Source organism: Actinoplanes sp. NBRC 103695 (assembly GCF_030269485.1).
In the GTDB taxonomy this organism is placed as follows: domain Bacteria; phylum Actinomycetota; class Actinomycetes; order Mycobacteriales; family Micromonosporaceae; genus Actinoplanes.
The window spans coordinates 272,860-297,562 of the sequence record NZ_BSTL01000013.1; the positions used below are offsets into that span (position 1 = coordinate 272,860).

20 protein-coding genes and 1 pseudogene are annotated in these 24,703 nt (G+C 72.3%); 12 read left to right on the forward strand and 9 right to left on the reverse strand.

From position 1 onward, the window contains the following. Positions 1–50 precede the first annotated feature (50 nt). Positions 51–1,748 (forward strand): arginine--tRNA ligase, encoded by a 1,698-nt coding sequence (gene argS / locus QSK31_RS24820; protein WP_285686697.1) that lies wholly within the window; start codon positions 51–53, stop codon positions 1,746–1,748. Here argS and QSK31_RS24825 read toward each other — a convergent pair. After that, the gene (locus tag QSK31_RS24825; protein ID WP_285686698.1) at positions 1,698–2,606 is read right to left on the reverse strand and encodes an RDD family protein; all 909 of its coding nucleotides are present in this window, start codon (positions 2,604–2,606) and stop codon (positions 1,698–1,700) included. The genes argS and QSK31_RS24825 overlap by 51 nt on opposite strands. A gap of 36 nt (positions 2,607–2,642) precedes the next feature. Between QSK31_RS24825 and QSK31_RS24830 the strand changes: the two genes are divergently transcribed. Then, entirely contained in the window at positions 2,643–3,638 is a 996-nt protein-coding gene (locus tag QSK31_RS24830) for a stage II sporulation protein M (RefSeq protein ID WP_285686699.1), read from the forward strand. 313 nt (positions 3,639–3,951) lie between these two features. Continuing rightward, a pseudogene (locus QSK31_RS24835) lies at positions 3,952–4,230 on the forward strand (SDR family NAD(P)-dependent oxidoreductase); the annotation flags it as partial. Positions 4,231–4,416: 186 nt separating this feature from the next. Here the strand turns inward: QSK31_RS24835 and QSK31_RS24840 are convergent. Then, positions 4,417–4,773 (reverse strand): nuclear transport factor 2 family protein, encoded by a 357-nt coding sequence (locus QSK31_RS24840; RefSeq protein WP_285686700.1) that lies wholly within the window; start codon positions 4,771–4,773, stop codon positions 4,417–4,419. Positions 4,774–4,800: 27 nt separating this feature from the next. Between QSK31_RS24840 and QSK31_RS24845 the strand changes: the two genes are divergently transcribed. The 3 genes from QSK31_RS24845 to QSK31_RS24855 all read left to right on the forward strand — a co-directional run bounded on the left by QSK31_RS24845 (position 4,801) and on the right by QSK31_RS24855 (position 6,481). Further along, positions 4,801–5,229 carry a ribosomal maturation YjgA family protein gene (locus tag QSK31_RS24845; RefSeq protein ID WP_285686701.1) on the forward strand — a complete coding sequence of 143 codons (429 nt, stop codon included), beginning with the start codon at positions 4,801–4,803 and terminating at the stop codon, positions 5,227–5,229. Then, the gene (locus QSK31_RS24850; RefSeq protein ID WP_502873004.1) at positions 5,208–5,675 is read left to right on the forward strand and encodes a protein-tyrosine phosphatase family protein; all 468 of its coding nucleotides are present in this window, start codon (positions 5,208–5,210) and stop codon (positions 5,673–5,675) included. Before QSK31_RS24845 ends, QSK31_RS24850 begins: the two co-directional genes overlap by 22 nt. Positions 5,676–5,764: 89 nt before the next feature. Beyond that, positions 5,765–6,481, forward strand: a complete 717-nt coding sequence (locus tag QSK31_RS24855) for a hypothetical protein (RefSeq protein ID WP_285686702.1) — start codon at positions 5,765–5,767, stop codon at positions 6,479–6,481. A gap of 12 nt (positions 6,482–6,493) precedes the next feature. Here QSK31_RS24855 and QSK31_RS24860 read toward each other — a convergent pair whose 3' ends face one another. Further along, on the reverse strand, positions 6,494–8,503 hold the full coding sequence (locus tag QSK31_RS24860) for a methyl-accepting chemotaxis protein (protein ID WP_285686703.1): 2,010 nt from the start codon (positions 8,501–8,503) through the stop codon (positions 6,494–6,496). Between the two features lie 127 nt (positions 8,504–8,630). Here QSK31_RS24860 and QSK31_RS24865 point away from each other — a divergent pair, with 127 nt between their 5' ends. From QSK31_RS24865 to QSK31_RS24875, 3 genes are all read left to right on the forward strand, one after another. Then, positions 8,631–9,092, forward strand: coding sequence for an SRPBCC family protein (locus tag QSK31_RS24865; RefSeq protein ID WP_285686704.1), 462 nt, complete (start codon positions 8,631–8,633; stop codon positions 9,090–9,092). 70 nt (positions 9,093–9,162) lie between these two features. Continuing rightward, positions 9,163–10,551, forward strand: a complete 1,389-nt coding sequence (locus QSK31_RS24870; RefSeq protein ID WP_285686705.1) for a glycosyltransferase family protein — start codon at positions 9,163–9,165, stop codon at positions 10,549–10,551. Further along, positions 10,548–12,551, forward strand: coding sequence for a glycosyltransferase family protein (locus tag QSK31_RS24875; protein WP_285686706.1), 2,004 nt, complete (start codon positions 10,548–10,550; stop codon positions 12,549–12,551). The genes QSK31_RS24870 and QSK31_RS24875 overlap by 4 nt, the downstream gene beginning before the upstream one ends. On the opposite strand, the gene QSK31_RS24880 is transcribed toward QSK31_RS24875, so the two are convergent. The 6 genes from QSK31_RS24880 to QSK31_RS24905 form a co-directional block, all read right to left on the reverse strand. Further along, the gene (locus QSK31_RS24880) at positions 12,515–14,119 is read right to left on the reverse strand and encodes a glycosyltransferase family 4 protein (protein ID WP_285686707.1); all 1,605 of its coding nucleotides are present in this window, start codon (positions 14,117–14,119) and stop codon (positions 12,515–12,517) included. The two genes, QSK31_RS24875 and QSK31_RS24880, sit on opposite strands and share 37 nt — an antisense overlap. Then, positions 14,112–15,686, reverse strand: coding sequence for a glycosyltransferase family 4 protein (locus tag QSK31_RS24885; RefSeq protein WP_285686741.1), 1,575 nt, complete (start codon positions 15,684–15,686; stop codon positions 14,112–14,114). Before QSK31_RS24885 ends, QSK31_RS24880 begins: the two co-directional genes overlap by 8 nt. Before the next feature lie 2 nt (positions 15,687–15,688). Further along, positions 15,689–17,302, reverse strand: a complete 1,614-nt coding sequence (locus QSK31_RS24890; protein ID WP_285686708.1) for a glycosyltransferase family 4 protein — start codon at positions 17,300–17,302, stop codon at positions 15,689–15,691. A gap of 85 nt (positions 17,303–17,387) precedes the next feature. Next, on the reverse strand, positions 17,388–18,794 hold the full coding sequence (locus QSK31_RS24895) for a D-glucuronyl C5-epimerase family protein (protein WP_285686709.1): 1,407 nt from the start codon (positions 18,792–18,794) through the stop codon (positions 17,388–17,390). Between the two features lie 51 nt (positions 18,795–18,845). Next, on the reverse strand, positions 18,846–19,496 hold the full coding sequence (locus QSK31_RS24900; RefSeq protein WP_285686710.1) for a 4a-hydroxytetrahydrobiopterin dehydratase: 651 nt from the start codon (positions 19,494–19,496) through the stop codon (positions 18,846–18,848). Between the two features lie 4 nt (positions 19,497–19,500). Beyond that, complete coding sequence (locus QSK31_RS24905; RefSeq protein ID WP_285686711.1) at positions 19,501–20,535, reverse strand: arabinan endo-1,5-alpha-L-arabinosidase; 1,035 nt, start codon at positions 20,533–20,535, stop codon at positions 19,501–19,503. A 100-nt stretch (positions 20,536–20,635) separates the two neighbouring features. Between QSK31_RS24905 and QSK31_RS24910 the strand changes: the two genes are divergently transcribed. The 3 genes from QSK31_RS24910 (at position 20,636) to QSK31_RS24920 (ending at position 24,653) form a co-directional block, all read left to right on the forward strand. Beyond that, positions 20,636–22,051 carry an alpha/beta hydrolase gene (locus QSK31_RS24910; protein WP_285686712.1) on the forward strand — a complete coding sequence of 472 codons (1,416 nt, stop codon included), beginning with the start codon at positions 20,636–20,638 and terminating at the stop codon, positions 22,049–22,051. Positions 22,052–22,070: 19 nt separating this feature from the next. Further along, positions 22,071–23,489: a GGDEF domain-containing protein gene (locus tag QSK31_RS24915; RefSeq protein WP_285686713.1), complete on the forward strand. Its 1,419-nt coding sequence runs from the start codon at positions 22,071–22,073 to the stop codon at positions 23,487–23,489. A 108-nt stretch (positions 23,490–23,597) separates the two neighbouring features. Next, entirely contained in the window at positions 23,598–24,653 is a 1,056-nt protein-coding gene (locus QSK31_RS24920; RefSeq protein WP_285686714.1) for a glycoside hydrolase family 43 protein, read from the forward strand. Positions 24,654–24,703 lie beyond the last annotated feature (50 nt).

Consider the following 24,703-nt stretch of genomic DNA (forward strand, 5'->3'; position numbering starts at 1 on the left):
CCGCCGGCTCCTGATGTGCGAGCGATCCCGCCACGACCCGAGGATCGCCCATGAATCTGGAAGCACTGCTCGCCGATCGGCTGGCCGGCGCGTTCGCCGCGGTGGCCGGGCACGAGGTGGATCCGGCGGTGCGCCGCTCGCCGCACGCCGACTTCGCCAGTGGCGCCGCCCTGCAGCTCGGCCGTGACCTGGGCCGGTCGCCGCGGGACCTGGCCGCCGCGGTCGCCGAACGCGCCGACCTGGCGGGGCTGGCCGTCGCCGAGGTGGCCGGGCCGGGCTTCATCAACCTGACGATCGACGACGCGCTGATCGCCGGCGAGATGGTGCGGCCGCCCGAGCTGCCCAGGGCCGCGAAGCCGCAGACCGTGGTGATCGACTATTCGGCGCCGAACGTGGCCAAGGAGATGCAGGTCCACCACCTGCGGTCCACGGTGATCGGCGACGCGGTGGCCCGGCTGATGGTCCAGCTCGGGCACGACGTGCGGCGGGCCAACCATCTCGGCGACTGGGGCACCCCGTTCGGCATGCTGGTCGAGCATCTGCTGGACGGCGGCGAGCTGAGCATGGACGACCTGACCGGCTTCTACCAGGCGGCCCGGGCGCGGTTCGACAGCGACGACGACTTCAAACGGCGGGCGCGGCTGCGGGTGGTGGCGCTGCAGGGCGGCGACGAGGAGACGCTGGCGACCTGGCGGCGGCTGGTCGAGGTGTCGGAACGGCACTTCATGGACGTGTACGAGCGGCTGGGCGTCACGCTCACCGAGGCGGACTTCGTCGGCGAGAGTTTCTACAACGACGACCTGCACCGGGTCGTCGAAGAGCTGGACGCGAAGGGCCTGCTGCGGGTCAGCGACGGCGCGTTGTGCGCGTTCCCGGAGGGCTTCACCGGCCGTGACGGCGAGCCGGTCCCGTTGATCGTGCGCAAGAGCGACGGCGGTTTCGGGTACGCGGCCACGGACCTGGCCGCGGTCCGGCACCGGGTGGGTGTGCTCGGCGCGGACCGGCTGCTCTACGTGGTCGGCGCGCCGCAGCGGACCCATTTCCAGATGGTCTTCGCGGTGGCGCGGGCGGCGGGCTGGCTGCCGGACGACATGCCCGCCGAGCATGTGGCCTTCGGGTCGATCCTGGGCGCCGACGGCAAGATGTTGAAGAGCCGGTCCGGCGAGACGGTGCGGCTGTCCGAGCTGCTCGACGAGGCGGTCCGGCGGGCGGCCCGGCTGACCGGCGGCCCGGCGCGGGAGAAAGAACGTTCGTTCCCATCCTTGACATCCGGCGACGCGTCCGCGGCGGCCCGGGCGGTCGGCGTGGGCGCGATCAAGTACGCGGATCTGTCCAGCGACCGGCGCTCCGACTACATCTTCGACTGGGACCGGATGCTCGCCATCACCGGCAACACCGGCCCCTACCTGCAGATGGCGCACGCCCGGACCAGGTCGATCCTGGCCAAGGCCGGCGACGCGCGGCCCGGGCCGGTGGTCCTCACCGAGCCCAGGGAACGGGCGCTGGCCCTGGAACTGCTCGCCTTCGAACCCACCCTGGAACTGGTCGCGGACACCCTCGAGATGCACCGGCTGGCCGGCTACCTGTTCGGGCTGGCCAGCGCGTTCAGCGCGTTCTTCGAGGCGTGTCCGGTTCTGCGGGCGGACCCCGCCGTACGCGAGAGCCGGTTGTCGCTCTGTCAGCGGACGGCGGAAACGCTAAGGCAGGGGCTGGACCTCTTGGGTATCGGCACTCCCGAGCGCCTGTGAACGGGTGAAACGCTCGATCCGGCCGAAGCCGGGCCAGATCCGCTCGGTGAGCGCGCGGGCGGTCAACTGCTGACCGCTCGCGCGGCGGCGACGCTCGGCCAGCACCGCGGCCAGCAGCATCCACGGCGGGGTGGCGGCGGGCGGCGGCTGCGGGATCCGGGCCGTCATCTCGTCGGCCAGCCCGTTCGCGAAGCGGTGCGCGTAGACCGGGCCGATGTCCCGGGACCGGGCCAGGAAATGACGGGCGGCCAGCGCCAGGTCGTCGTCGACGCCGTTCAGGTCGGCGGAGGCGGCCCACCCGGCCAGCGGCAGCGGCATGGCCGGCATCCAGCCCCACTCGGCGGCCGACCGCTCGTGCACCACGAACGTGCCCGCGGCCAGGTCGCCCAGCCGGCGGCCGTGCGGCGACAGGATCATCGTGGTCATGCTGACCACCCAGGTGACCAGCGGCATGATCAGACCCGGCCACTCCAGGGTCAGCCCGACCAGCGCCCGGGTCAGCGCGTGCCGCAACCGGATCGGGCCGCCGTCGGCGCGGACCACCCGCAGGCCCATCGCCCGCTTGCCCGGGCTGCGGCCGTTGGTGAAGGTCTCGGTGGCGGTCGGGTACGCCAGCAGCACGACCACCAGGACGCCGATGGTCAGCGCCTGGACCAGCGCCTCGTCGGCCAGGTCACCGAGCGCGAGCGGCGCGAACGACAACACCAGCAGGAACAGCACCAGCGCCAGAACGGCCTGGATCATGATGTCGATCAGCAGAGCGAGCGCGCGCGAGCCCAGGCGGGCATACCGGATGTCGACCTCGACGGCCTCGCCGTTGACGAGGCGGTCCGGGGCGCTCTGATCGGTGCTCGGCACACGCCAAGTCAACACCACGACGGCTAGAGTGCGGCGGTGGACCTCGATGCGTACGTCGCCGAGCGCCGCGGCGAATGGAATCGTCTCGAGTCGCTGACCCGCAAGCGCAAACTGCGGCCGGACGAGGCCGACGAGCTCGTGCTGCTGTACCAGCGGGCGGCCACCCACCTCTCCGTCGTGCGCAGCCGTTCCCCCGACCCGGTCCTGGTGGCCGGCCTGTCCCGGCTGGTGCTGGCGGCCCGCGCGACGATCACCGGCACCCGGCGGTTCTCCTGGGCGCCGATCGCCCGGTTCTTCACCACGACGCTGCCCGGCGAGCTCTACCGCACCCGCTGGTGGTGGATCACGGTGTCGGTGGTGTGCGTGGTCGCCGCCACCGCGCTGGTGCAGTACGTCGCCGACAACCCCGACGTGGCCGGCATGTTCATGAGCGACGCCGACATGGACCGCCTGGTCAGCAACGACTTCGTGGCCTACTACAGCGAATATCAGGCCCAGAACTTCGCGGCGCTGGTGTGGACCAACAACGCGTGGCTGACCGCGCAGTGCCTGGCGTCCGGCGTACTCATCGTCCCGGTCTTCTACCTGCTCGGCAGCAACCTGCTCAACCTGGGCGTGGTCGGCGGCGTGATGGTCGGCGCCGGCGCGGGCGACACCTTCCTGACCTACATCGCCCCGCACGGCCTCCTGGAGCTCACCTGCGTCTTCGTCGGCTCCGGCGTCGGCCTGCGGATCGGCTGGGCGTGGATCGCGCCCGGCCCGCACCGCACCCGCGCGCAGGCGTTGGGCGAACGCGCCCGCAGCGGCATGCTGGTCGCCCTCGGCCTGGCGCTCGCCCTGTTCGTCTCCGGCCTGGTCGAGGCGTACGTGACCCCGTCGCCGCTGCCCGCCCCGATCCGCATCGCGATCGGCGCGGTGGTCTGGCTCGGCTTCCTCGGGTACGCGCTGGTCCTCGGCCATTTCGCCCACCACCGCCAGTCGTCCGCCGACCTCGACGAGGGCCTGGGCGAGGCCGCCGTCCCGACCCGCTGATCCCGGACCCGATCGGGTGGTGATGTTGCCCGGCCGCAGAGACCTGCGTTTCGGCCCGCGGCTGGTCGCCCACAGCATCACGGTTCCAGCGCAGCAACCCTTGAGGGCGACACGGGATCCACGCGCGCCGGTCATGTCCGGCCCTGGGTCGCCGCCAGTTCGCGGGACTGGCTCAGTTTGAGGGTGGGAACGGTAGCCCTGACCCCTGACATTTCGGGCGGCACACTGCGGCGACGGTCCCAGGATCGGATCGAAAACGCCCGAAAACATAATTAACGTCACCTCTTGGACTGAATTAGAGATCAATTCAGCCATTCGGGGGACGGCGGCGCGGCTCGACGCGGTCGCCTCGGCGGTCGGCGGCAACCCGGTGACGCTGCTCGCCGACCTCGCCGATCTGAGTCAGGTACGCAAGCTGACCGCGGACGTCCAAGCGGCCACCGACCGGCTGGACGTGCTGGTCAGCAACGCGGGCGTCGGCAGCGGCACGCCGGACGGCCGGGAGCGCCGGCTCAGCGCCGACGGGTACGAGCTGCGCTTCGCCGTGAACTACCTGGCCGGCTTCCTGCTCACCGCCGAGTTGTTGCCGCTACTCGGGCGGCACGTCGACGAGTTGTCCACCGGGGTGGACGCGGTGCGGCGGCTCGCGACCGGCTCGGACCCGGCCGGCGTGACCGGGCGGTTCTTCGACCGGCAGCGGGAGGCGCGCGCGTCAACCCACAGGCCCATGACCAGCCGCGCGGGCCGAGTTGTGGCGACGCAGCGGGGCTCTGACCGGTTACTCGGGGAGCAGCAGGGTGTAGACCGTGGTGATCAGGCCGTCCTTCACGATGGCCATGTCGACGCCGCGGACGGCCGGCGGGCCGCCCTCGGGGCCGAAGTTCCAGGCCAGGTAGCCCAAGTCGTTGATCACGTGGACCTGGCCGCCGGGCGTGAAGACGAAGTCCGGTTTCTGGTCGAGGAGACCCTGGGCCTTGGCGTTCAGCGCGTCGTGACCGACCACGGTCTCCTCCGGGTCGGAGAAGGTGACCTCAGGGACGTACGTCCGGGCGATCGCCTCGCGGCGCCGGGCGATGTCGCGCTCGTTGAAGACCTCCAGCAGGTTGCCCCGCATCAGTTCCTCGATGGTCGCCATCGTGCGCTCCTTCGGTAGGTTCGGGCCGTGAGCCTCAACCAGGGCAGCCGAACCGAAACCTACATGACACGCTGGGCGATCCTCCGGCGGCTGAGCGCCCTCGGCGCGGTCGTGGGGATCCTGGCCGTCGCGTTCGGTATCCGGGAGGTGGCGGGCCCGGACGGCGCGGTCGCGCAATATTCGGGCACCGCGCTGTACGCCGCGATGATCTACGCCGGGTGGTACGTGCTCGCGCCGTCGCTGCGGCCGCCGATCGCGGCCGGCCTGGCGGTCGGCTTCTGCTGGCTGGTTGAGTTCTTCCAGCTGAGCGGCGTCCCGGCCGCGTTGTCCGAGCGCAGCATCCTGGCCCGGCTCGCTCTCGGTGTCACGTTCGACCCGACCGATCTGCTCTGGTACGCGCTGGGCGTCCTCCCCCTCCTCGCGGTCCACGGCGCGTGGCGGTCGAGAATGTCGTGATGGGCTGGGACGAGGGCGCGGCGGGCGTGGTGACGTTGCCGTCGGGGGTGCTGGTCCGGGGGCGCGGGCTGCGGGCGCCGATGCCGGGCGGGCACCCGCCGACGTTCGGGGCCTATCTGCTCGGCTCGGAGCCACCGGAGTTCGGGTGGGACAGCCGGTGGGTGCCCTGGCCGGACTTCCGGTTGCCGCGCTCCTCGGCGTACCTCAGGACGGTCTTAGAAGAGGTCTTGGACCGCTCGCGGGAGGGCCGCGCCGAGATCGCCTGCTTCGGAGGCCGCGGTCGGACCGGCACGGCCTTGGCGTGTCTCGCGGTGATCGACGGCGTGCCGGCTGGGGAGGCGGTGCTTTGGGTACGCGCGAACTACCACCCGAAGGCCGTCGAGACCCCGTGGCAGAAGCGCTTCGTGAGGCAGTTCCGTACCCGCGAACTCGGGTCGAACGGGTAAAAGCCTTTTACTGGCCACATTGGACGGCTTTGCTGGGTCGTGCCCGGGACATGAGTCCCGCGGACCCATCAATGCTGGGAGGGAACCCCATGCGGGTAACCAGAATCGTCCTGTCCGTCCTTGCCGCCTTCGGGCTGACGGTCGCGCTTGCACCCGCTGCCGCAGCAGCAGCCACCCGGACCTACTCGTACGATTTCACCACCGACGCGCAGGGCTGGACCGCCGGCTTCGCCGACTACGACCCGAACTCCGGCGATCTGAACCTCGAGTCCGGCATCGCCACGTTGCCGAGCGGCGCCGGCAGCGGCAAGGCCTTCTTCATCCAGGGCCACAACCGCAGCGACGACCTGTACATGTTCTTCAAGCGCCGCCTCGGGACCGCGGACGGCATCGTCGCGGGCCAGCGATACTCGGTGCGCAGCGCCGTGACCTTCTGGAGCGAGGCCCCGGCCGGCGAGTGCCCCGGTTCCGGCGGCTCCGAGGGCGCCGCGGTCTATGTCAAGGCTGGGGCCTCGACCGCCGAGCCGACCCTTTACATGGACAACATCGGCCACTACCGGGTCCACCTGGACAAGGGCAACAACAGCGTCAGCGGTTCCGAGGCGACCGTGATCGGCGACATCGAGAACGGCCACGAGTGCGGCACCCACATCTGGACGAAGGTCACCCGCACCTCCACCACCACCCTGACCGTGCAGGCCGACGGCGGCGGCAACCTCTGGCTGAACGCCGGCACCGACTCCGGCTACGAGGGCATCACGCGGCTCTACTACACCAATATCTCCATCACGCTCGCCACGGTCTGACGGGCGTTCCGCTCAGCTGGTGAGGGCTTCGATGTGCTCCTCGACGCGGCGGGCGTGGGCGGCGTCGGTGAAGAGGAACCGCAGGCCCAGCTGGTGGCCGTCCTTGTTGACCACCCGCGTCTGGACCGCGATGCCGCCGACCGAGGTGTCCACCACGTCCCCGAGCGCCAGGCTCGCCATGGCGTCGGGGTCGGCCTGGACGCGCAGGCCGCCCATGCCCACGTTGATCAACGACCCGTGGACGATCCCGGGCCGGCCGGCCGGACGCAGCTCGAGGGAGCCGGTCGCCGCCACCCGGTCGTCCTGGCGGCGTTCCAGCTGGGCGGCCAGGCCGGACATCTCCTCGACCTTCTCGATCGTGGTGCCCATCCGGTCGGCCAGGCGGGTCACCAGGTCGCCCTGACCGGATGCGGTGGCCCGCAGCGATGTGGCCGCGTCGCCGACGCTGCCGATGCCGATGACCATCGCCGAGATGGTGCCGGACATCTCCGACGTCGCCTGTTCCAGCTCCTGGATGGTCTCGGCGATCTGTTCGGTCGACTGGGTGGTCGTGGTGGCGAGCTCCTTGACCTCGTCGGCGACCACGGTGAAGCCCAGCCCGAGCTCGCCGGCCCGGGCCGCCTCGATGGTGGCGTTCAGGGCCAGCAGGCGGGTCTGGCCGGCGATGCCCTTGACCAGCGTGGCCGTGGCGGCCACCCGGCGCAGGCTCTCCTCCAGCGTGGCGATGACCTGCTCGGCGTGGCGAGCGTGTTCGACGACCAGGTTGGTGGCGGCGTCGGTGGCGGAGATCTCCGAGTCGATCGTGTCGGAGGCGTGGCGGACCTCGCCGACCTGCGAGGTCACCTCGCGCAGTTCCTCGGCGATGACCGTGGTGGACTCGTCGATGATCGACTGGGCACGGTCACGCAGGCGAAGCTCGGCCTGGCGCTGGTGCAGGAAGCTGATCCTGAGCTGTTCCTCGCGGACCGACTGGGCGTTGCTCAGCTCCTCGTCCTGCTGGATCAGGCGGGCGCGGGCGGTGGTCAGCGCCTGGCCGATGTCGCCCAGTTCGTCGCGTCCGGACGGCAGCGGGCGTTCAGCGAAGTCGCCGTCGGCGATGGCTTGGACGCCGATCACGGCAAGGGCCACATCATGACGCGTACGCCAGAGCACGCCGGCCGCGAACCAGGCCGCGAGCACGAACCCGCCCAGCGTCACGACCAGCACGATGACCCGGCCGGACGTGAAGCCGCCGATCCGGGTGTCGAGGAGCCCGCGCAGCGCGTCCACCAGCGCGGGGACGGCGGCCTTGACCGCGTCGGCGGCGGCCGTGACGTCGGCGGGTCCGGGGTTCTCCAGGGCGCCGGTCAGGGTGTCGGCGAGGGCTCCGACCGCGTCCGCGGCCCGGCCGAGCGTCTGCAACTCGCCCTGCAGCCCGCCGCGGGCGGTGGTGTCGACGGCGGTCTTGATGTCGGTACGCAGGGAGTCCGCCGCCCCGGACAGGGTGCCCGCCCGGACCGCCTGGGCGGCGACCGCGTCGCTGGTGTCCGCCCGTTCCGCGGTGGCCGCGTCGTACGCCGCCAGCAGCACCTTGGGCAGCTGCACGATCTGGGCGTCCATCACGTAGAACGAGTCCAGGTCGGGGTCCAGGATCAGGTTGGAGTTGTTGCCGGTCTCGGTGACCAGGGCGCCCAGCGCGGCGACGACGGCGGCCCGGTCGGTGGCGGCGGGCAGTCGCGTGGTCAGCTTCAGGTCGGGGTGGTCGGCCATCGCGGCCTGCACCGGCCCGAGGTCGGGGGTCCGCCCGGCGACCGCGTCGGCCATCGCGACCAGCGCCTCTTCCACGACGTCGGTGCCCTCGGCCTCCGACGCGCTGAACTGGATCTTGGCGTTGACCTCGGCGGTGTACGCCCAGGTGGCCACCGCCCCGGGCACCATGAGGACCAGTACCAGCGCGCCGAGCCGCAGGCTGGTGCGCATCTTGTCGGCGGCGAGCAGCACCGGACGCAGCAGCACCGGTGCGGCAGCGGCGGCGACGGACATGACCCGATTCCACCACGTACGAGGGCATTCTCCGGCGGGTTCGCCGGGTCTGCGCAGAATCCGAGCGGTTGACACGTTCGGGCAGATTCCGAAACGGTTCCGCCGTACCGCCCTTTACGCTGTAGCGATGAGCATCGTCGTCGTGCGGTCCTTCGGCGTCAGTGCGGCGGCGGACGCGGTGCTCGACTACCTCAGGGATTTCGGGCACACCGAGGAGTGGGACCCGGCCACCCGCCGGACCGAGCGCATCGACGCCGGCCCGATCGGGATCGGCAGTTCGTGGCGCAACCAGGCGCGGGTGCTCGGCGTGAACGCGGAGCTCACGTTCACGCTCTGCCAGGCCGAGACAGACCGGCTGGTCTTCATCGGCCGCAACGAGGCCGCCACCGCGACCGGCACCTTCACGGTGGTGCCGATCCCGCCGGGCAGCCAGATCACCTATCACCTCGACCTGGAGATGCACGGGGTGGCGAAACTGGCCACCCCGATGATGAAGGCCGAGGTGGAGAAGCTGGGCACGCAGACCGCGGTCCGGCTGGCCGAGGTTCTGCAGCCGGCCCTGGAGATCAAGCCGGCCCGGGAGATGTAGCCGGCAGTATCCGCCCGGCGGCGTGCGTAGTTAGGCCTTGCGGCATGGTCCGCGACGAGAGGCACGCCCGATGAAGGTCCCGTCCGGCTGGCGGCTGTCCGGCGCGCGCCGGCGTTCCGGTGGCCGCCCGCACGCGTACTACCTGGCGATCGGCTTCCCCCCGGCGGCGAAGAGCTGCGCGTACCGGATGCGGGAGACGGCCAACCAGCTGTACGCGCACGGCTGGGACGTCACCGTGATCACCATCCGGCAGGAGTCGTGGGAGCGCGAGTTCGGGCTGGACCACACGCTGTCCCAGGCGGTGCACCCGGCCATCCGGATCGTCGAGCTGCCGCTGGTCCGGGACGACCTGCTGACCGACATCCGGCAGTTCTCGCGGGAGCGGTCACTGGATCCGGCGGGATGGATCAAGAAGTCCCGCGAGGCTGATCTGGCGGTCTTCCCGGAGATCGTGTTCGGTGGCTGGCGGCCCGTACTCGAGGACGCCGTGCTGTGGCTGCACGAGCAGGACCCGGCCGATCTGCTGGTCACGACCTGCGTCCCGTACGTGAACCTGGCGGCCACGCTGCGCCTGCACGAGCGGGCCGGCGTGCCGTACGCGGTTGATTTCCGGGACGGCTGGTCGATCGACGTGATCGGCGGTGGCGTGGCGTTCCCCCGGGACTCGGAGGCCGGGCGCTGGGAGGCCCGGATGATGCGCGACGTGACCCGGTTCTGGTGCGTGAACGAGCCGATCGCCCAGCACTACCGGGAGCGGTATCCGGAGCGGGCGGACCGGATCGAGGTGGTGCGCAACGGGTTCGACGCGGACAGCGTGCCGGCCACCGCGCGTACCCCGGATCCGGAGGCGGGGCTGGCCTTCGGCTACCTGGGTTCGGTGAACTTCAAGGTGGACTTCCTCACCACGTTCCTGACGGCGTGGCGGGCCGCGCGGGCGGCGGACCCGGTGGTCGCCCGGTCGACGCTGGACATCCGCGGGCACATCGGCGCGGGGTCGGCCCGCGAGGACACGGCGCACGTGGAGCAGTTGCGGGCGGCGGCGAAGGACGGCGTCCGGTTCGGCGGCCCGGTGCCCAAGGCCGAGGTCGCCCGGACGTACGGCGGCTGGGACGTGCTCGTCCTCATGCTGGTCGGCGGCCGGTTCGTGACGTCCGGCAAGGTATACGAGGTCCTGGCCGGCGGGCTGCCGGTGCTGTCCGTGCACGACACCGACCACGACGCCAACACGGTTCTCGAGGGCAGCCCGCTGTGGACGGGCGCGGTCGGCCTGGACGTGGAGCGGCTGACCGAATCGATCCGGACCGCCGCCCGGCTGGCCGTCGAGGCCACCGCCGCCCAGCGCGCCGAGGCCCGGAGGCTGGGCTCCCGCTTCGCCCGGGCGGCGCAGATCGCCCCCGCGGTGGCCCGGCTGACCGAGGCCGTCGGCCGGGGAGCCGCTGACGTGAGGAAGACCGCATGACCGACATCCTGATCGTCGCCCACGACCGGCCGGCCCGTCCGCGCGGCCTGCGTGAGGCGATCGGAAAGTTCCGGGCCGCCGGGTGCCGCGTCACCCTGGTGAGCGCCGCCGACGTGTCGACCGTCAAACAGGCCACGATCGTCGCGCTGACAGTGCCGCGGGCCGACGCCGAGGGTCTCTGGGCGGCGTTCGACGCGAACGCCCGGGCCCGGGCCGCCGCTGCCCGCGCCGACGTGATCGTCGCGCTGGACCAGGTCGCGGTACACACCGCCTGGCAGCTCTCGCAGCGGCACCAGCATCCCGCGGTGGTCCTCGGGCTCGCGCCGGCACTGCGTGAGGTCGCGGGGGTCAAGCCGTCGGCCTGGACGACGTGGTCCGGGAAGGGCAAGCACGTCGCCCGCAAGCTGACCGGCCCTCGGTCGCAGCGCGCGTGGGCGCTGCGGATCGCGTACCGGACCGCGATCACCTTCGCGCCGATGCCCTCCCGGGTGCGGCTGAAGCTGGCCGACCGGGTCGCCGACAGCCTGCTCCAGGTGCAGCGGGGCGACCAGGCGGCACGCGTCACGATCGCCGCGGCGCGGGCCCTGCCGGTGCAGCGCCGGGCCGGCTATCTGACCCGCAAGGCGCTGCAGCAGGTGCGGGCCGGACGGGTGCCCGGATTCCTGCGCGAGGCGGTGACCACCGAGCTGGCGGCCTCCGACCGGGCGTACCGGGCGGGCGACGCGCTGGAGGCGACCCGGAGCTACCGCCGGGCGTCGAACCTGCTGCTGCACCGGGCGATGCACCTCGACTCGCTCACGTCGCCGCTCGCCGACGACCCGGCCGGTTTCGTCGCGCCGCTGCGGGACTCCGAGGTCGGCCGGGCACTGGCCGAACCACGCGGGCGGTCCGGGAAAGGCACGGGCGGGCCGCGGATCCTGTTCATGTACTTCTGGAACCACAACTTCGTCGACGCGATCCAGCAGCGGTACGAGGCGAACCCGGACACCGAGGTACGGACGCTCGACATCGGGCAGGACCCGTTCCTGGGCGCCGCGCTGCGGCAGCAGGAGGACCTGATCCGGGACGTGGCCGGCGGCTCCCGGGGGTACATCGAGAAGGTCGAGGAGATCCTCCGCCCGCACCTGGAGTGGGCCGACACCGTCTTCGTCGACTGGTGCACGGTCACGCCGGCCGTGCTGACGCTCGTCGACCCGGCCAGCACCCGGGTCATGGTGCGTCTGCACAGCGTGGAGGCGTTCACCGAGTGGCCGCATCTGATCGACTTCTCCCGGGTGGACGACCTGGTCTTCGTCTCCGAGCACCTGCGCGATCTGGTCCACCGGACGATCCCCGCGCTCACCGCCGCCGGTGCGCCCCGGTCGCTGGTGCTCACCAACGCGATGGATCTGCGGCGGTTCGTCCGGCCGAAGCAGCCCGGCGCCCGGTTCGCCCTGGGGCTGGTCGGCGTGAACGCGGTGGCCAAGGATCCGCTGTGGGGCGTCGAGGTGCTGCGTCTGCTGCGGAAGCACGACGACCGCTACCGCCTGGTGCTGATCGGCGACGACCGGCCGACGCCGCGGACCGCGCCGGAACGGAAGTACTTCCAGCGGCTGGCCACGGCGATGGACGAGCTGGTGGCCGAGGGCGCGGCCCGGCGGCTCGGCCCGACCGATGACGTCCCGGCGGCGCTCACCGAGGTCGGGGTCATCCTCAGCAGCTCGGTGCGGGAGAGCTTCCACTGCGGTCTCGCCGAGGGCGCCGCGAGCGGGGCGGTCCCGGTGGTGCGGGACTGGCCGTTCTTCGCCGATCGGGAGCGCGGCGCACGGACGCTCTTCCCGGCCGGCTGGGTGGTCGGGTCGCCGGCCGAGGCCGCGGACCGGATCCTGGCCATGACAGCCGACGAGCAGACCTGGGAGCGGGAAGGCGCCGCCGCGTCGGATCACGCGGTCGGCGCCTGGGACTGGTCGGTGGTCGCCCCGGCCTACGACAACGCCATGCTGGGCGACGGGTCGGACTGAGTGGCCTGCCGCGGGCAGACCAGCGGCGCCACCCTGCGGTAGACATCCATCAGCACCGCGGCCTGCTGGGCCCACGTCCAGCCGTCCAGCAGGCCCGGTGCGTCGTAGGCGGCCCGGTAACGCGCCGGATCGGCCAGCACCCGTCGGGCAGCCGCGGCGAAGTCGGCGACATCGTCGGCCCGGAACACCTCGCCCTGACCGGTCGCCCGCACCGTCTCGGTCATCGCCCGCACGTCGCTGACGAGCAGCGGCAGCCGCGCCTGCGAGTACTCGAAGAACTTGTTGCTCAGCGCGATCTCGTGGTTGGGCAGGTGCAGCAGCCCGCTGAACGCCGCGTCGGCCTCGGCCAGGAACGGCACCACTTCCCAGTGCTGGACGTAGGGCAGGACGTGCACGCGGTCCGCGACGCCGAGCGTGCGCGCGAGCTCCTCGACCGGCTCGACCGTGGACCGGTTCCCGTTGGGGTGCACCGAGACCAGGGCGAGGTGTACGCCGGGCAGCACCGGCAGTGCCCGCACGGCGACGTCGACGCCCCGGACGTCGTTGACGCCCCCGCAGTAGACCAGCAGCGGCGTGTCCGCCCCGACGGCGCACTGCTCGCGAAGCGACGGCCCTTCGAAGGAAGCCGCGGACAGGTCGGGCGCGTTCAGCACGACGGTCGGCGTACGCGGGAGCCGGTGCTCCTTCCGCAGAAGCTCGGCGAGCAGCGGCGACACCGTCACCACCTCGTCGGCGTGGACCGCGTACTCCCGCTCGTGCGCGGCCTGGGCCGGCAGCCAGCGCGGATTACCCGGCCGGTGGTTCATGCCGGGCACGTACTCGTGGGCGTCCCAGACCAGCTTGACCGACCGTCCCCGGGACGCGGCGCGCAGCTTGGCCCGGGCGCCCACCCCGACCATCCGGTAGTCGTTGGCGTGGATGACGTCCGGCTTCAACCGGTCGACGACCGGGCCGAGGGCCAGTTCGTAGTCCCACAGCGCCGGGTCCAGCCGCCGCCAGCTCCGCCGGCCGTGCACCGCGCGCAGCGTCCCGACGGTGAGCCGGGTGAGGATCGAGTTCCGGTCGTCGCGCCCGGCCTGCAGCCGCTTGAGCTCGGCGGTGCGCAGGGCCACCCAGTGGCGGAACGCCCGCAGGCCGGCCTGGGCGGGCAGCAGGCGTACGCGCATCGCGGCCAGCCGTACCGCGGAGGCGCCGGACGTGCGCGCCTGGGCCAGCCGACCGAACCGGGCCGTCAGGTCCGCGCGCCGGGCCTTGACCATCTGCGCCTGGTAGGCGGCGATCTGACCCGGCGGGTAGGCCAGCGGCCGCCGCACCGACCAGCGCAACCGCGACTTGTGCTGGCGCAGCGGCGCCGGGATCCCGTAGAGCTCGACCTTGGCCTGGCCGATCGTCCAGTCGAACCGCCGGCTGCCGTTGGAGCGCAGCCCGACGAGGGTGACGTCCCATCCGGCGTCGGCGGCCGACCGCGCCTGCTTCTGCACCCGCGAGTCGCCGACCACCCCGTTGTCGACGAGCATTACCAGTTTGGCAGGCCTGTCGCCTCCGGCGACGTGCCGTTCCTCAGTCATCGGAGCCTCTCGTCTGTGCCGGGACGGCGCCCGCCACCACCTGGGTGTAGACCTTGTCGAGCACGGCGGCCTGCCGGTCCCAGTTCCAGTCGTCGAGCAGGCCGGGCCGGTCGTACGCCGCGCGGAACCGCTCCCGGCCGTCCAGCGCCGAGCGCACGGCGCGCACGTAATCGGCCTGGTCACCGGCCCGGTAGACCTCGCCCATCCGCTGTGTACGGACCACGTCGGCCATGGTCCGCACGTCGCTGGTGACCAGCGGCAGCCGGGCGTGGGCGTACTCGAAGAACTTGTTGCTCAGCGCGATCTCGTGGTTGGGCAGGTGCAGCAGCGGGCTGACCGCCGCATCGGCGGCGGCCAGATAGGCCACCACCTGGTCGTGCGGGACGTAGGGCAGCACGTGCACGCGATCGACGACGCCGAGCTCCCGCGCGCGGGTGAGTAGCTGGTCGGCGGCGGCGCGGCGGCCGCTCGGCGGGACCGAGACGAACGCGGCGTGCACCCCGGGCAGGTCGGGCAGCGCCTCGACCATCAGCAGGGTGTTGCGCGCCTCGGAGATCCCGCCGCAGTAGACGACCAGGTCGTCGTCCGGTCCGATCCCGCAGTCCGCACGCAGGTCCGGCGCCGGGCCGGTCGCCGCGGAGAGCTCCGGGCAGTTCAGCACCACCGCGGGCTTCTCGGGCAGCCCGTGCGTCGAGCGCAGCAGGTCGGCGAGGCCCGGCGACACGGTCACCACCGCGTCGGCGAGGTGCGCGTGCTCGCGTTCGTAGGCGACCTGCGCCGCGAGCCACTTCGGCGCCCCGGCCAGCGGCGCCAGACCCGGGACGTACTCGTGGGCGTCCCAGACCAGCTTGACGTCGCGGCCGCGGGATGCCGCACGCATCTTGGCGCGGGCGCCGACGCCGAGCATCCGGTGGTCGTTCGCGTGGATGATGTCCGGGTCGAGACGGTCCACGTGGCGCGCCAGCCCGATCTCGAAGTCCCACAGGCCGGGGTCCAGATTGCGCCAGCTCCGGTTGCCGCGCAGCGTCCGCCAGAAGTGCAGCTGCCAGCGGTTGAGCGGCGCCTCCGGGTTCTGCCGGGCTCGTTCCAGCCGGTCGTGCTCGGCCGCCCGCAGGTGGATCCACCGCCGGGTCAGACCATTCATCGCGTACGCCGAGGCCAGGCGCAGCCGCTGCCCGGCCTCACCCGGGGCGACCGTCGCGCGCCGGTGCCGCAGGTCCACGGTGCGGGCGGCGGCCTGTTGCCGGCGCAGGTCGGCGATGGCCGCGCCGCCGTACGCCAGGGGCCGCCGCAGCGACAGCCGCATGCTCGCCGCCGGCACCGCCAGCGGGCGCGGCAGCCGGACCAGCCACGCCTCGGCCTCGCCGATCTCCCAGCGCAACCGGCGGCCGCCGGGCGACGTGACCCCGATCAGGCTGACGTCCCAGCCGGCCGCCGCCATCGAGCGCGCCTGCTTCTGGACCCGCGAGTCGCCCTCGATCGCGTTGTCCACCAGCATGACGACCCGCCCGCGAACGGCCCGGCCGGACTTCCGCCGCGTCTCGGGCGCACCGAGGACGGTCCGCATCGTCACCGCCGGCCCCCCACTTTCGCCGCCGGCCGGGAACGGGGCGCGATGACGCCGACCGGGCGCAGCGACGTGTAGATCTCGTCGAGCACGGCGGCCTGGTGCTCCCAGGTCCAGTCGGCGAGCAGGACCGGCCGGGCGTACGCGGCCCGGTAGCGCGCCGGGTCGGCCAGCACCGCGCGCATCGCCCGCAGGTAGCCGTCCCGGTCGCCGGCCGGGTAGACCTCGCCCAGCCCGGCCCCGCGGACGGTGTTCGCCATCGTGCGGACGTCGCTGACCACGATCGGCAGCCGGGCGTGCGCGTACTCGAAGAACTTGTTGCTCAGCGCGATCTCGTGGTTGGGCAGGTGCAGCAGCGGGCTGACGGCGGCGTCAGCGTCGGACAGGTAGGCCACCACCTGGTCGTGCGGTACGTAAGGCAGCACGTGCACCCGGTCGAGGACACCGAGGTCGGTCGCGCGTTTGAGGTGCTCGTCCGCGGCGGCGCGGCGTCCGCTCGGCGGCACCGAGACCAGGGCCAGGTGTACGCCGGGCAGATCGGTCAGCGCCTCGACCAGCAGGATCGTGTTGCGGGCGACGGAGAGTCCGCCGGCGTACACGATGAGCGGGACGCCGGGCGCGAGCCCGCAGTCCTCCCGCACCGTCCGGGCGGGCCGGGTGTGCCGGGATGTCGGGCAGTTCATCACCACGGCCGGCGTCTTCTTCAGGCGGTGCTCGGCGCCGAGCAGGTCGGCCAGCGCGGGCGAGACGGTGACCACGGCGTCGGCGTGCGGGGCGTACTCCCGCTCGTAGCCGATCTGCGCCGGCAGCCAGGCCGGCCAGCCGGGGAACGGCGCCAGGCCGGGCACGTACTCGTGGGCGTCCCAGACCAGTTTGACCTTGCGCCCGGCGGCGGCGGCGCGAACCTTGGCACGGGCGGCGACGCCCAGCATCCGGTAGTCGTGGGCGTGGATGATGTCCGGCCGCAGCCGGTCGATGACCGGGCCCATGGCGATCTCGAAGTCCCAGAGGCTCGGATCCAGGCTGCGCCACGAGCCGGTGCCGCGCAGCAGCCGCCACCAGCCGATGGTCATCCGGTTGAGCAGGGAGCGCGGGTTCTCCCTGGCGGCGGTCAGGCGCTTGAGCTCGCCGGACCGCAGGTTCACCCACAGGGACTGCGCCTTGATGCCGATCCGGAGCGGCGCCAGCCACAGCCGGCCGGCGAGCGCGGCTGCGCGTCCGCCACCGGCCCGGCGCGCGGCGGCCAGCCGGGCGTACCGGAAGCGGACGTCGCCGGCGCGCGCGGCCACGGTCTGGCGGCGGTTGGCGGCCAGGGCGCCGCTGGAGTAGGCCAGCGGCCGGCGCGGCGACCAGCGCAGCTTGGAGTGGTGGGTGAACAGTGGCCGCCGGGTCCGGACCAGCTGCACCTCGGCGTCGCCGAGCAGCCAGGGTGGCCGGTGGTCACCCGGTGAGGTCACCCCGAGCAGGGTCACGTGCCAGCCCGCGGCGGCGGCCGAACGGGCCGCCTTCTGCACCCGGGAGTCACCGTCCACCCCGTTGTCCACCAGCATGACGACCCGTCCGCGTGGCGTGGCTGCGGGCTTGCCGGCCAGCGGCTCGTTCAACGTCGCGGTCATCCGTCACTCCCCAGGGTCAGCACCTACCGATGTCGCAGGCATGCTCACCTCAACGGGGCTCCCCGATCTCAGGAAACGGCGCAAATCACCGCATCGTGGTCCCCACTCCGAGGGGCAGCCACCAGCCGCTCGAGCTGCCGGCCGAGATGAGCACGGCACGCCGGCCGTCGATCCAGCCGAACGCCGACACGCGGGCGGACGCGGCCGCGGTCAGCCGGACGGTCCGCGTCTTGCCGGGCGTCAGGAGCGTGTAGGTGCCGGGCGCCATCCGCACCGACCGGATGGCGAAGTACGCGGCCGTGGACACCGGGCGGCGGGTGGCCCGGATCCGCGGCACCTCCTGCACCCAGTAGCCGGCCAGCACCCCGGCGCTGATCCGGTACCAGTAGCCGGGCTGGCCGAGGATCCGCCGGCGCATCCCGACCGGCGCCGTCGAGGAGGCGTTCAGCCGGACCAGCTTGCGGCCGGTCACCGCGCCGTTGGAGGTGGAGAGGAACCGCACGCCGGTGTGCGGGGCGGCGGCGAACGTGACGGTCGCCCGGACCGCCGGGGCGGAGAAGTCCTCCTGCAGCACCTCGGCCATCGTGGCGAACACCGGCGCACCGGCCAGCGCGTGCAGGTGCAGCAGCTGGTTGACGTGGATGACGTGGTACTTCTCGGTCGGCGCGTCGCCCCGAAGGCCGTAGCTGGAGGCCCACCCGCGGTTCCGGAAGTTGTTCAGCACGTACCGGTGCGTGGTGAGAGCGGCCTGGTTGAACAGGCTCGCGGCGGCCGCCGAACGGGTCAGGAACCAGTAGTCCCAGACGCCGTAGAGGGCGAAGAGGTGGCCGTTGAGCACCCGGCAGGACGTGGCCGGGGTCGGGCCGGGGTACTCCTCCAGCCACAGCTTGCGATTGCCGTCGGTGTGGATGACCCACGGTGTCCCGGCGGCGTAGCCGAGGCGCAGCGACGCGAACGTCCGGTCCGCGGCGACCTTCCAGTAGGCGTTCCCGGTGGCCTGGTGGAGCCGGACGAACAGCGACAGCGCCTGCCCCTGGGCCATCGCCGAGTACCACGGCCGGCGCATGGTCATGTTCAGGTTCGAGCCCAGGGGGAAGTCGAACGGGTACGGGTACCACCACGCGCCCCGGGCCGCCACGCGCGTGTCGATCAGGCGCTTGCCCTGCCGGGCGGCGTAGGTGAGATACCAGGCGTCATGCGTGAGCCGATAGCTGTTGAGCAGGCTGAGGCCGTACTGCGCCTGGGCGACCGGGTGGTTCACCTTGCGGCCGCCGGTCGTCGCCCTGCGGACGAACATCCGTACGCCGGTGCCGTCCACCACCCCGACCAGTTTGCGGGGGAAGACCGCCTCGTCGTTGTACGGACGCGCCCCGGCCGGCACCACCCGCGGCGCGAAGGTGAGCGCCGCGGCCGCGCTCGCCGCCGGTGGCCGCGCCACCGTGGCAGTGCCGAGAAGGACGCAGACGGCCATGAGGAGCGCGGAAGGCTTCACACGCCCCAAACTCTGACAATTTACCCTTCCTTGGCGTCGAACGTCCGTGCGTCAGTCTTTCGAAGGACGATCCTGCGAGGTGCACAGGCACACCTGGTTGCCCTCCGCGTCGGCCAGCACCCAGAAGCTCGGCGCCTCCGCGTCGCTGACCAGGGTGCCGCCCGCGGCCAGCGCGGCGGCGATGCGCGGCTGCACCTCGTCCGGGTCGATCCAGAGGTCCGGGTGCCAGCGCTGGCGCGGCTCGGCGCCCCCGGACTCCTGGAACCAGACCGTCGGCAGCGCGTCGTACGGGTCCACGATGTCGTCGTTCGCGGCCCGCTCGAAGCCGAGAACCGTCGCCCAGAACGGCGCGACCCGGCCCTGCGCCGGGGTGTCCAGGGCGAACTCCAGGCGCGCCACCGCGGCCCGGTCGGTGACCAGCCCCGCGGCCGCGGCGATCTCGGTGATCCGGCGGGCCATCCGCACGTCCCGGTCGGTGATCGCGCCGACGTCGTGGCTGCGCAGCCGCACCGCGACGTGGGTGTAACGCAGGTCCAGGTCGGGGTGGTGGTCCGCCGCCTCGGCCGCGGCGCCGATCGCGTCGACCAGCGCCAGGCCGGCGGCGAAGTCCTTGGTGGCGATGCGGGTCTGCAGGCCGCCGAGCAGGTTGGTCCAGCCGGTCAGCCCGGCGGCGGCGATCTCATCGCCGGTCAGTTTTCCCATCCGGTCATGGTGCACCGTCCGGGCGGAAGAACGGCCACCCCGCGCGGTCCCATTCGATCTCGCGGATCTGCATCCGGATCACGCCGTTCGCGTTCGCGTCGTAGTAGTGGTGGACCATGTACCAGCGGCCGTGGTCCAGGATCACGTCCGGCGCGCCGGTGCCGATCTGGTTGCCGCGGCTCTGCAGCACGACCGTGCCGCCGCCCTCGGCCAGCGGCTTCCCGGCACGGTCGAGGAACGGCCCGGTCGGCCGGGTCGCCCGTCCGGCTACGGTCCGGTAGGTGCTGTTGACGCCCTGGCAGCAGAAGTCCCACGAGGCCAGCAGGTACCAGTACCGCCCGTGCTGGAAGATCTGCGGGTTCTCGATCGGGTTCGGCGGGTTCTGCGGGTGCCGCGCCACGTCCAGCACCGGGCCGTACGGCGTGACCGGGTCGCTCAGCCGCTGCATCTTGATCCCGTCCCAGAACGAGCCGAACGTGATCCACCACTGCCGGCCGTCGGAGAACACCATCGGGTCGATCGCGTTGTAGTTCCTGCTCGGGTCCGACGTCAGGATCGGGCCCAGGTCCTGCCAGCTGGACAGCACCCCGGGCGTACGCGTGCGGGCCGCCCCGATGGCCGAGTTGTTGGAGCCGAACGAGGACGCGGCGTAGTAGAGGTAGAACCAGCCGCCGCGCCGGACCACGTGCGGGGCCCAGAGATGGTTCACGCCGTACGCGCGGGTCCAGGCCGGCAACGGGATCGCGCCGAGCGACTCCCAGGGGCCGGCCAGCGTCCCGCGGGAGCGGCGGGCGAAGACGCCGCCCGGGTCGGCCGGGTTCAGCACCCCGGTGGAGAAGACGTAGTACGTGCCCCGGTCGGCGAAGACCGTCGGGTCGTGCACCGGGTCGTCGATCACGCCGGGCACGAAGTCGCCGATGTCGCCGGTCATCTGCAGCTTGCCGCGCAGGGGCCGGTCGTGGGCCTGGGCCGGGGGCGCCGCGGCGCCGATCAGTCCGAGAGCGAGTACGGCCGCGGTAACTGCACGCAGTGCGAACATTCATCCAGAGTGGACCCCCTCGCGAGGTGGGGCTAGGCCTACCCGACCTCGATATCCAGACCCAGTGCGTCGAAGTCCGCCGATTTCTACCGTCTGTGCCATGCCATTCTTCGCAGTCCTGCTGACCCTCGTGTCACTGGTTGCCCCACCGTCCTCATCTCTCGCGTGGGGCACGTGCGCTCACGACGCGGGTGACCAGCTCGGCGCGTACCTCGACCAGGCCGGCGCCAGCTGCGCCACGCTCACCGTGCCGGTCGACTACCAGCGCCCGTCCGGCCCGTCCGTCAAGGTCGCCGTGACCCGCCTCCAGGCAACCGACCCGGCCCACCGGCGTGGCGTGCTGCTGCTCAACCCGGGCGGGCCGGGCGCGAGCGGGCTGGAACTGGCGGCGGCCGCGCCGCAGCTGTTCCCCGAGCTGCTGGCCCGGTACGACGTGATCGGGATGGATCCCCGCTTCACCGGGCGCAGCGACGCGATCGAATGCGACTGGACGACGGACACCTTCCTGCGCTCGGCCGGGCCGGACCGGCGCACGTTCGATCGGAGCGCCGCGCTGATGCGGACCCTGGCGGGCGGCTGCGCCCACGATCGCGCTCGTCTCCCGTACGCGAACACCCGCAACACCGCCCGCGACATCGACCGTCTCCGCCGGACGTTGGGCCAAGACAAGATCAACTACTTGGGTTTCTCGTACGGGACCTACCTCGGCGCCGTCTACCTGCAGATGTTCGGCGCGCACGCGGACCGGTTCGTGCTCGACAGCGCGGTCGACCCGTCCCAGTACGGCCCGGCGCTCTTCGCCCGCAACGCCCCCGCCATGCAGGACGCCCTGCGGCAGTGGGCGGGCTTCGCCGCGGCGCACGACGACGAGTACCACCTCGGCGCGACCGTCCCCGCGGTCCTGGCCACGGTCGCCCGGCTGCATCGGGCCCAGCCGATCGGCGCCTACCGGGTCGACGCCGAGTTCCTGCCCGCCTACCTGTTCAGCCGGCTGAGCCAGGCCGACTACCCGACGCTCTCCGCCGAGCTCGCCTTCTTCGGCAAGGCGGGTCCGCTGCCCGAGTCGCTGGAGACCTACCTGCGCGGGCTGTTCACCGGCGAGGGCAACCCCGCCGACCGGTACGGCACCCCGATCCTGTGCGCCGACCGGCCGGCCGGGCGCGACCCCGGGGCGTACTACCGGGACATCCAGGCGCACCGCCGCGACGAGCCGCTCTTCGGGCCACTGACCCGCAACATCTCCCCGTGCGCCTTCTGGCCGGTGCGGGGCGCCGAGCCGCCGACCGACCTGCACACCGACCGGCCGGTGCTGGTAGTCGGCGGTGACCACGACCCGATCACGCCGTACGCGGGGCAGGAGGCGATGCGCCGGAAGCTGACCGGATCGTCGGCCGTGACCCTGCGCGGAGGCTACCGGCACACGGTGTACAAGGTGGCCGGGAACGCCTGCGTGGACGCCGTGGTCACCCGCTACCTGCTGGGCTCGCCGGTGCCGAAGTTCTCCACCTGCGGCTGAAACGACCGATAGGGATGGGGTGAAGCGCCTGCCCTCCTTCGCGGTGCCCGCGATCGCCGTGATCGCGGGCCTGCCGACGCTGGTCGCGCCGGGCTCGGCGGTCGCCGGGGCGGCGTACACGCTGGCGTTCGTGTTCTTCGTGGTGCTGGGGTGGCAGGGCGTCCGTGAGCAGACCGGGCGCGGGCGCGTCGCGTACGCCCTGATCGCCTCCGCCCTCACCGCCTGGCTGGCCGGCGACCTGGTCTTCGGCCTGCTGGACCGGCTGACCGAGTACGGCGGCGGCGTCACCATCGCCGACGCGCTCTGGCTCTCCGGCTATCCGCTGCTCACCGCCGGCCTGATCCAGCTGGTCCGGCTGCGGGCGCTCGGCCGGCTGCGCGAGGCGCTGCTGGACGGGCTGGCGATGACGGTCGTCGTGTCCGCGGTGTTCTGGCAGTTCCTGATCGTCCCCGCGGTCGCCCGGAACTCGCTGGACCTGTCCGAACTCGCCGACATCCTCTACCCCTTCGGCGACATGCAGTTCTTCGTGGCCGGGACGCTGCTCGTGCTGGCCCCCGGCGGGCGCGGCGGCCCGATCCGGTACCTGCTCGGCGCGATGGCGCTCACGTTCGCCGGCGACGTGGCGATCTCGCTGACGCCGTACTGGTTCCCCGGCTTCGACGACTCCCGCCTCGACGCCGTGCTCCTGCTCGCCAACGGCCTGATCGCCGCCGCCCTGTACCACCCCGGCGCCGGCCACCTCCTCGAACCGGCCGCCGCCGACGCCGACGATCGGCTGCACCCCGGACGCGTGGTCTTCCTCGGCGTCGCGCTGCTCGCCCTGCCCGGACTGGCCGACCTGCGGATCAGCGACATCCGGTTCGAGCGGGCCACGCTGACGATCGCGATGGTGCTGCTCACCGTCATCGTGCTGACCCGGTTCACGCTGGTGGTGCGCGCCCAGGAACGCGGCCGGGCGGCGCTGTCCCACCGCGCCACCCACGACCAGCTGACCGGGCTGCTCAACCGCCAGGAGCTGCACCAGCGGCTCTCGAGGGCGGTGCAGCGGGGCAGCGGCGGCGGCCCGGTGGTGCACTTCCTCGACCTCAACGGCTTCAAGCCCATCAACGACCGGTACGGCCACGCGGCCGGCGACCGGGTGCTGGTCGAGATCGCCGAGCGCCTGCGGGCCACGGTGCGCGCCACGGACACGGTCGCCCGGCTGGGCGGCGACGAGTTCGTGGTGGTGTCGCCGACGGTGGCGGACGCGGCCGGGCTGACCGGGCGGCTGCGCGCGGCGGTCACCGCGCCCATCGGCCTGGACCCGCCGGTCAGCGTCCAGGTGAGCATCGGCGTCTCGGTCGCCGGCGCGCTCGTCCATCCGACCTCGGACGCGCTGCTCGCCTCCGCCGACGCCGCCATGTACGTCGAGAAGGACCTGACCTCAACATATAGATGAGCTTGACAACGTTGTAGAGGTACGCGGATGCTCGGGAGAACGCTCTCCCGGATCCCCCAGGCCTGGACGGCGCTCCTCACGGATCCCCCCAGCCACCGTGGAGTGACAATGAAGCTTCCGCGCGTACCCCTGGTCATCGCTCTTGTCGCCGTCGCGGCCCTCGCCGCCGTGCGGTCCGCACCACCCGCCGAGGCCGCGCAGGTCATGCGCGCGGCCGACCCGAGCGTCATCCGGGTCGGCAGCACCTACCACTCGGTGCAGTCGATGAACGGCGGCATCAGCGTCCGGTCGGCCTCCTCCCCCGACGGCCTGGCCGGCGCGACCGCCCGCCAGGTCTGGACCGACACCCGCAACCTGGGCGAGGTGTGGGCGCCGGAGATCGCCGTCGAGGGCGGCCGGTTCTACATCCACTTCTCGGCCGGCCGCGGCAACCTGCACCGGATGTACGTGATCAGCTCGGCGTCCGCGGCCACCGGCTACGGCGGCGAGACGAAGGTGGCGTTGCCGGACGACAAGTGGGCCATCGACGGCAGCATGTTCACCTTCAACGGGCAGCGCTGGTTCGTCTGGTCCGGCTGGGCCGGCGACACCAACATCGAGCAGAACCTGTACGTCGCCCGGATGAGCAGCCCGAGCACGTCGACCGGTGGCCGGTTCGTGATCAGCCAGCCACGGGAGTCCTGGGAGAGAGTGGTCGGCAACCCGTTCATCAACGAGGGCCCCGAGCCGATCAAGGACCCCAACGGCCAGCTGCACGTCGTCTACTCCGCCAACGGCTCCTGGAGCGACCAGTACTGCCTGGCCGACCTGCGGCTACGCGCCGGCGGCGACCCCACCTACGTGTGGGACTGGTACAAGTCGAACGGCTGCCTCTTCGGCTCCAACCGCGCCACGATGATGGCCGGCTGGGATCCGACGGTGAACGTCAACGGCCCGGGCCACCACACGTTCGTCCTGCTGAACGGCGACATCGCGACCAGCCCGCCGGCCGGGCCGCGCTTCCCGCTGATGTACCACGCGGTCCCCAAGGGCACGCCGTACTCCTGGGAGAACCGGTACTGGTACACGGGCACGTTCGCCTGGTGGGGCAGCGTGACCTACGGCCGCGCGAACGTCCCCGGACCGAACAACGACACCGGCTGGGGCCTCAAGTTCTTCGAGTGAGCCCCGGCTGTTCATGAAGGATGCGAGGCCATGAAGCGAGGGCAGCGCCG

Coding starts and splice junctions, on each gene's coding strand:
- argS (WP_285686697.1), top strand. CDS start 51: ATGAATCTGGAAGCACTGCTCGCCGATCGGCTGGCCGGCGCGTTCGCC.
- QSK31_RS24840 (WP_285686700.1), bottom strand. CDS start 4,773: ATGGCGACCATCGAGGAACTGATGCGGGGCAACCTGCTGGAGGTCTTC.
- QSK31_RS24855 (WP_285686702.1), top strand. CDS start 5,765: ATGCGGGTAACCAGAATCGTCCTGTCCGTCCTTGCCGCCTTCGGGCTG.
- QSK31_RS24860 (WP_285686703.1), bottom strand. CDS start 8,503: ATGTCCGTCGCCGCCGCTGCCGCACCGGTGCTGCTGCGTCCGGTGCTG.
- QSK31_RS24865 (WP_285686704.1), top strand. CDS start 8,631: ATGAGCATCGTCGTCGTGCGGTCCTTCGGCGTCAGTGCGGCGGCGGAC.
- QSK31_RS24870 (WP_285686705.1), top strand. CDS start 9,163: ATGAAGGTCCCGTCCGGCTGGCGGCTGTCCGGCGCGCGCCGGCGTTCC.
- QSK31_RS24875 (WP_285686706.1), top strand. CDS start 10,548: ATGACCGACATCCTGATCGTCGCCCACGACCGGCCGGCCCGTCCGCGC.
- QSK31_RS24880 (WP_285686707.1), bottom strand. CDS start 14,119: ATGACTGAGGAACGGCACGTCGCCGGAGGCGACAGGCCTGCCAAACTG.
- QSK31_RS24885 (WP_285686741.1), bottom strand. CDS start 15,686: ATGCGGACCGTCCTCGGTGCGCCCGAGACGCGGCGGAAGTCCGGCCGG.
- QSK31_RS24890 (WP_285686708.1), bottom strand. CDS start 17,302: ATGACCGCGACGTTGAACGAGCCGCTGGCCGGCAAGCCCGCAGCCACG.
- QSK31_RS24900 (WP_285686710.1), bottom strand. CDS start 19,496: ATGGGAAAACTGACCGGCGATGAGATCGCCGCCGCCGGGCTGACCGGC.
- QSK31_RS24905 (WP_285686711.1), bottom strand. CDS start 20,535: ATGTTCGCACTGCGTGCAGTTACCGCGGCCGTACTCGCTCTCGGACTG.
- QSK31_RS24910 (WP_285686712.1), top strand. CDS start 20,636: ATGCCATTCTTCGCAGTCCTGCTGACCCTCGTGTCACTGGTTGCCCCA.
- QSK31_RS24920 (WP_285686714.1), top strand. CDS start 23,598: ATGAAGCTTCCGCGCGTACCCCTGGTCATCGCTCTTGTCGCCGTCGCG.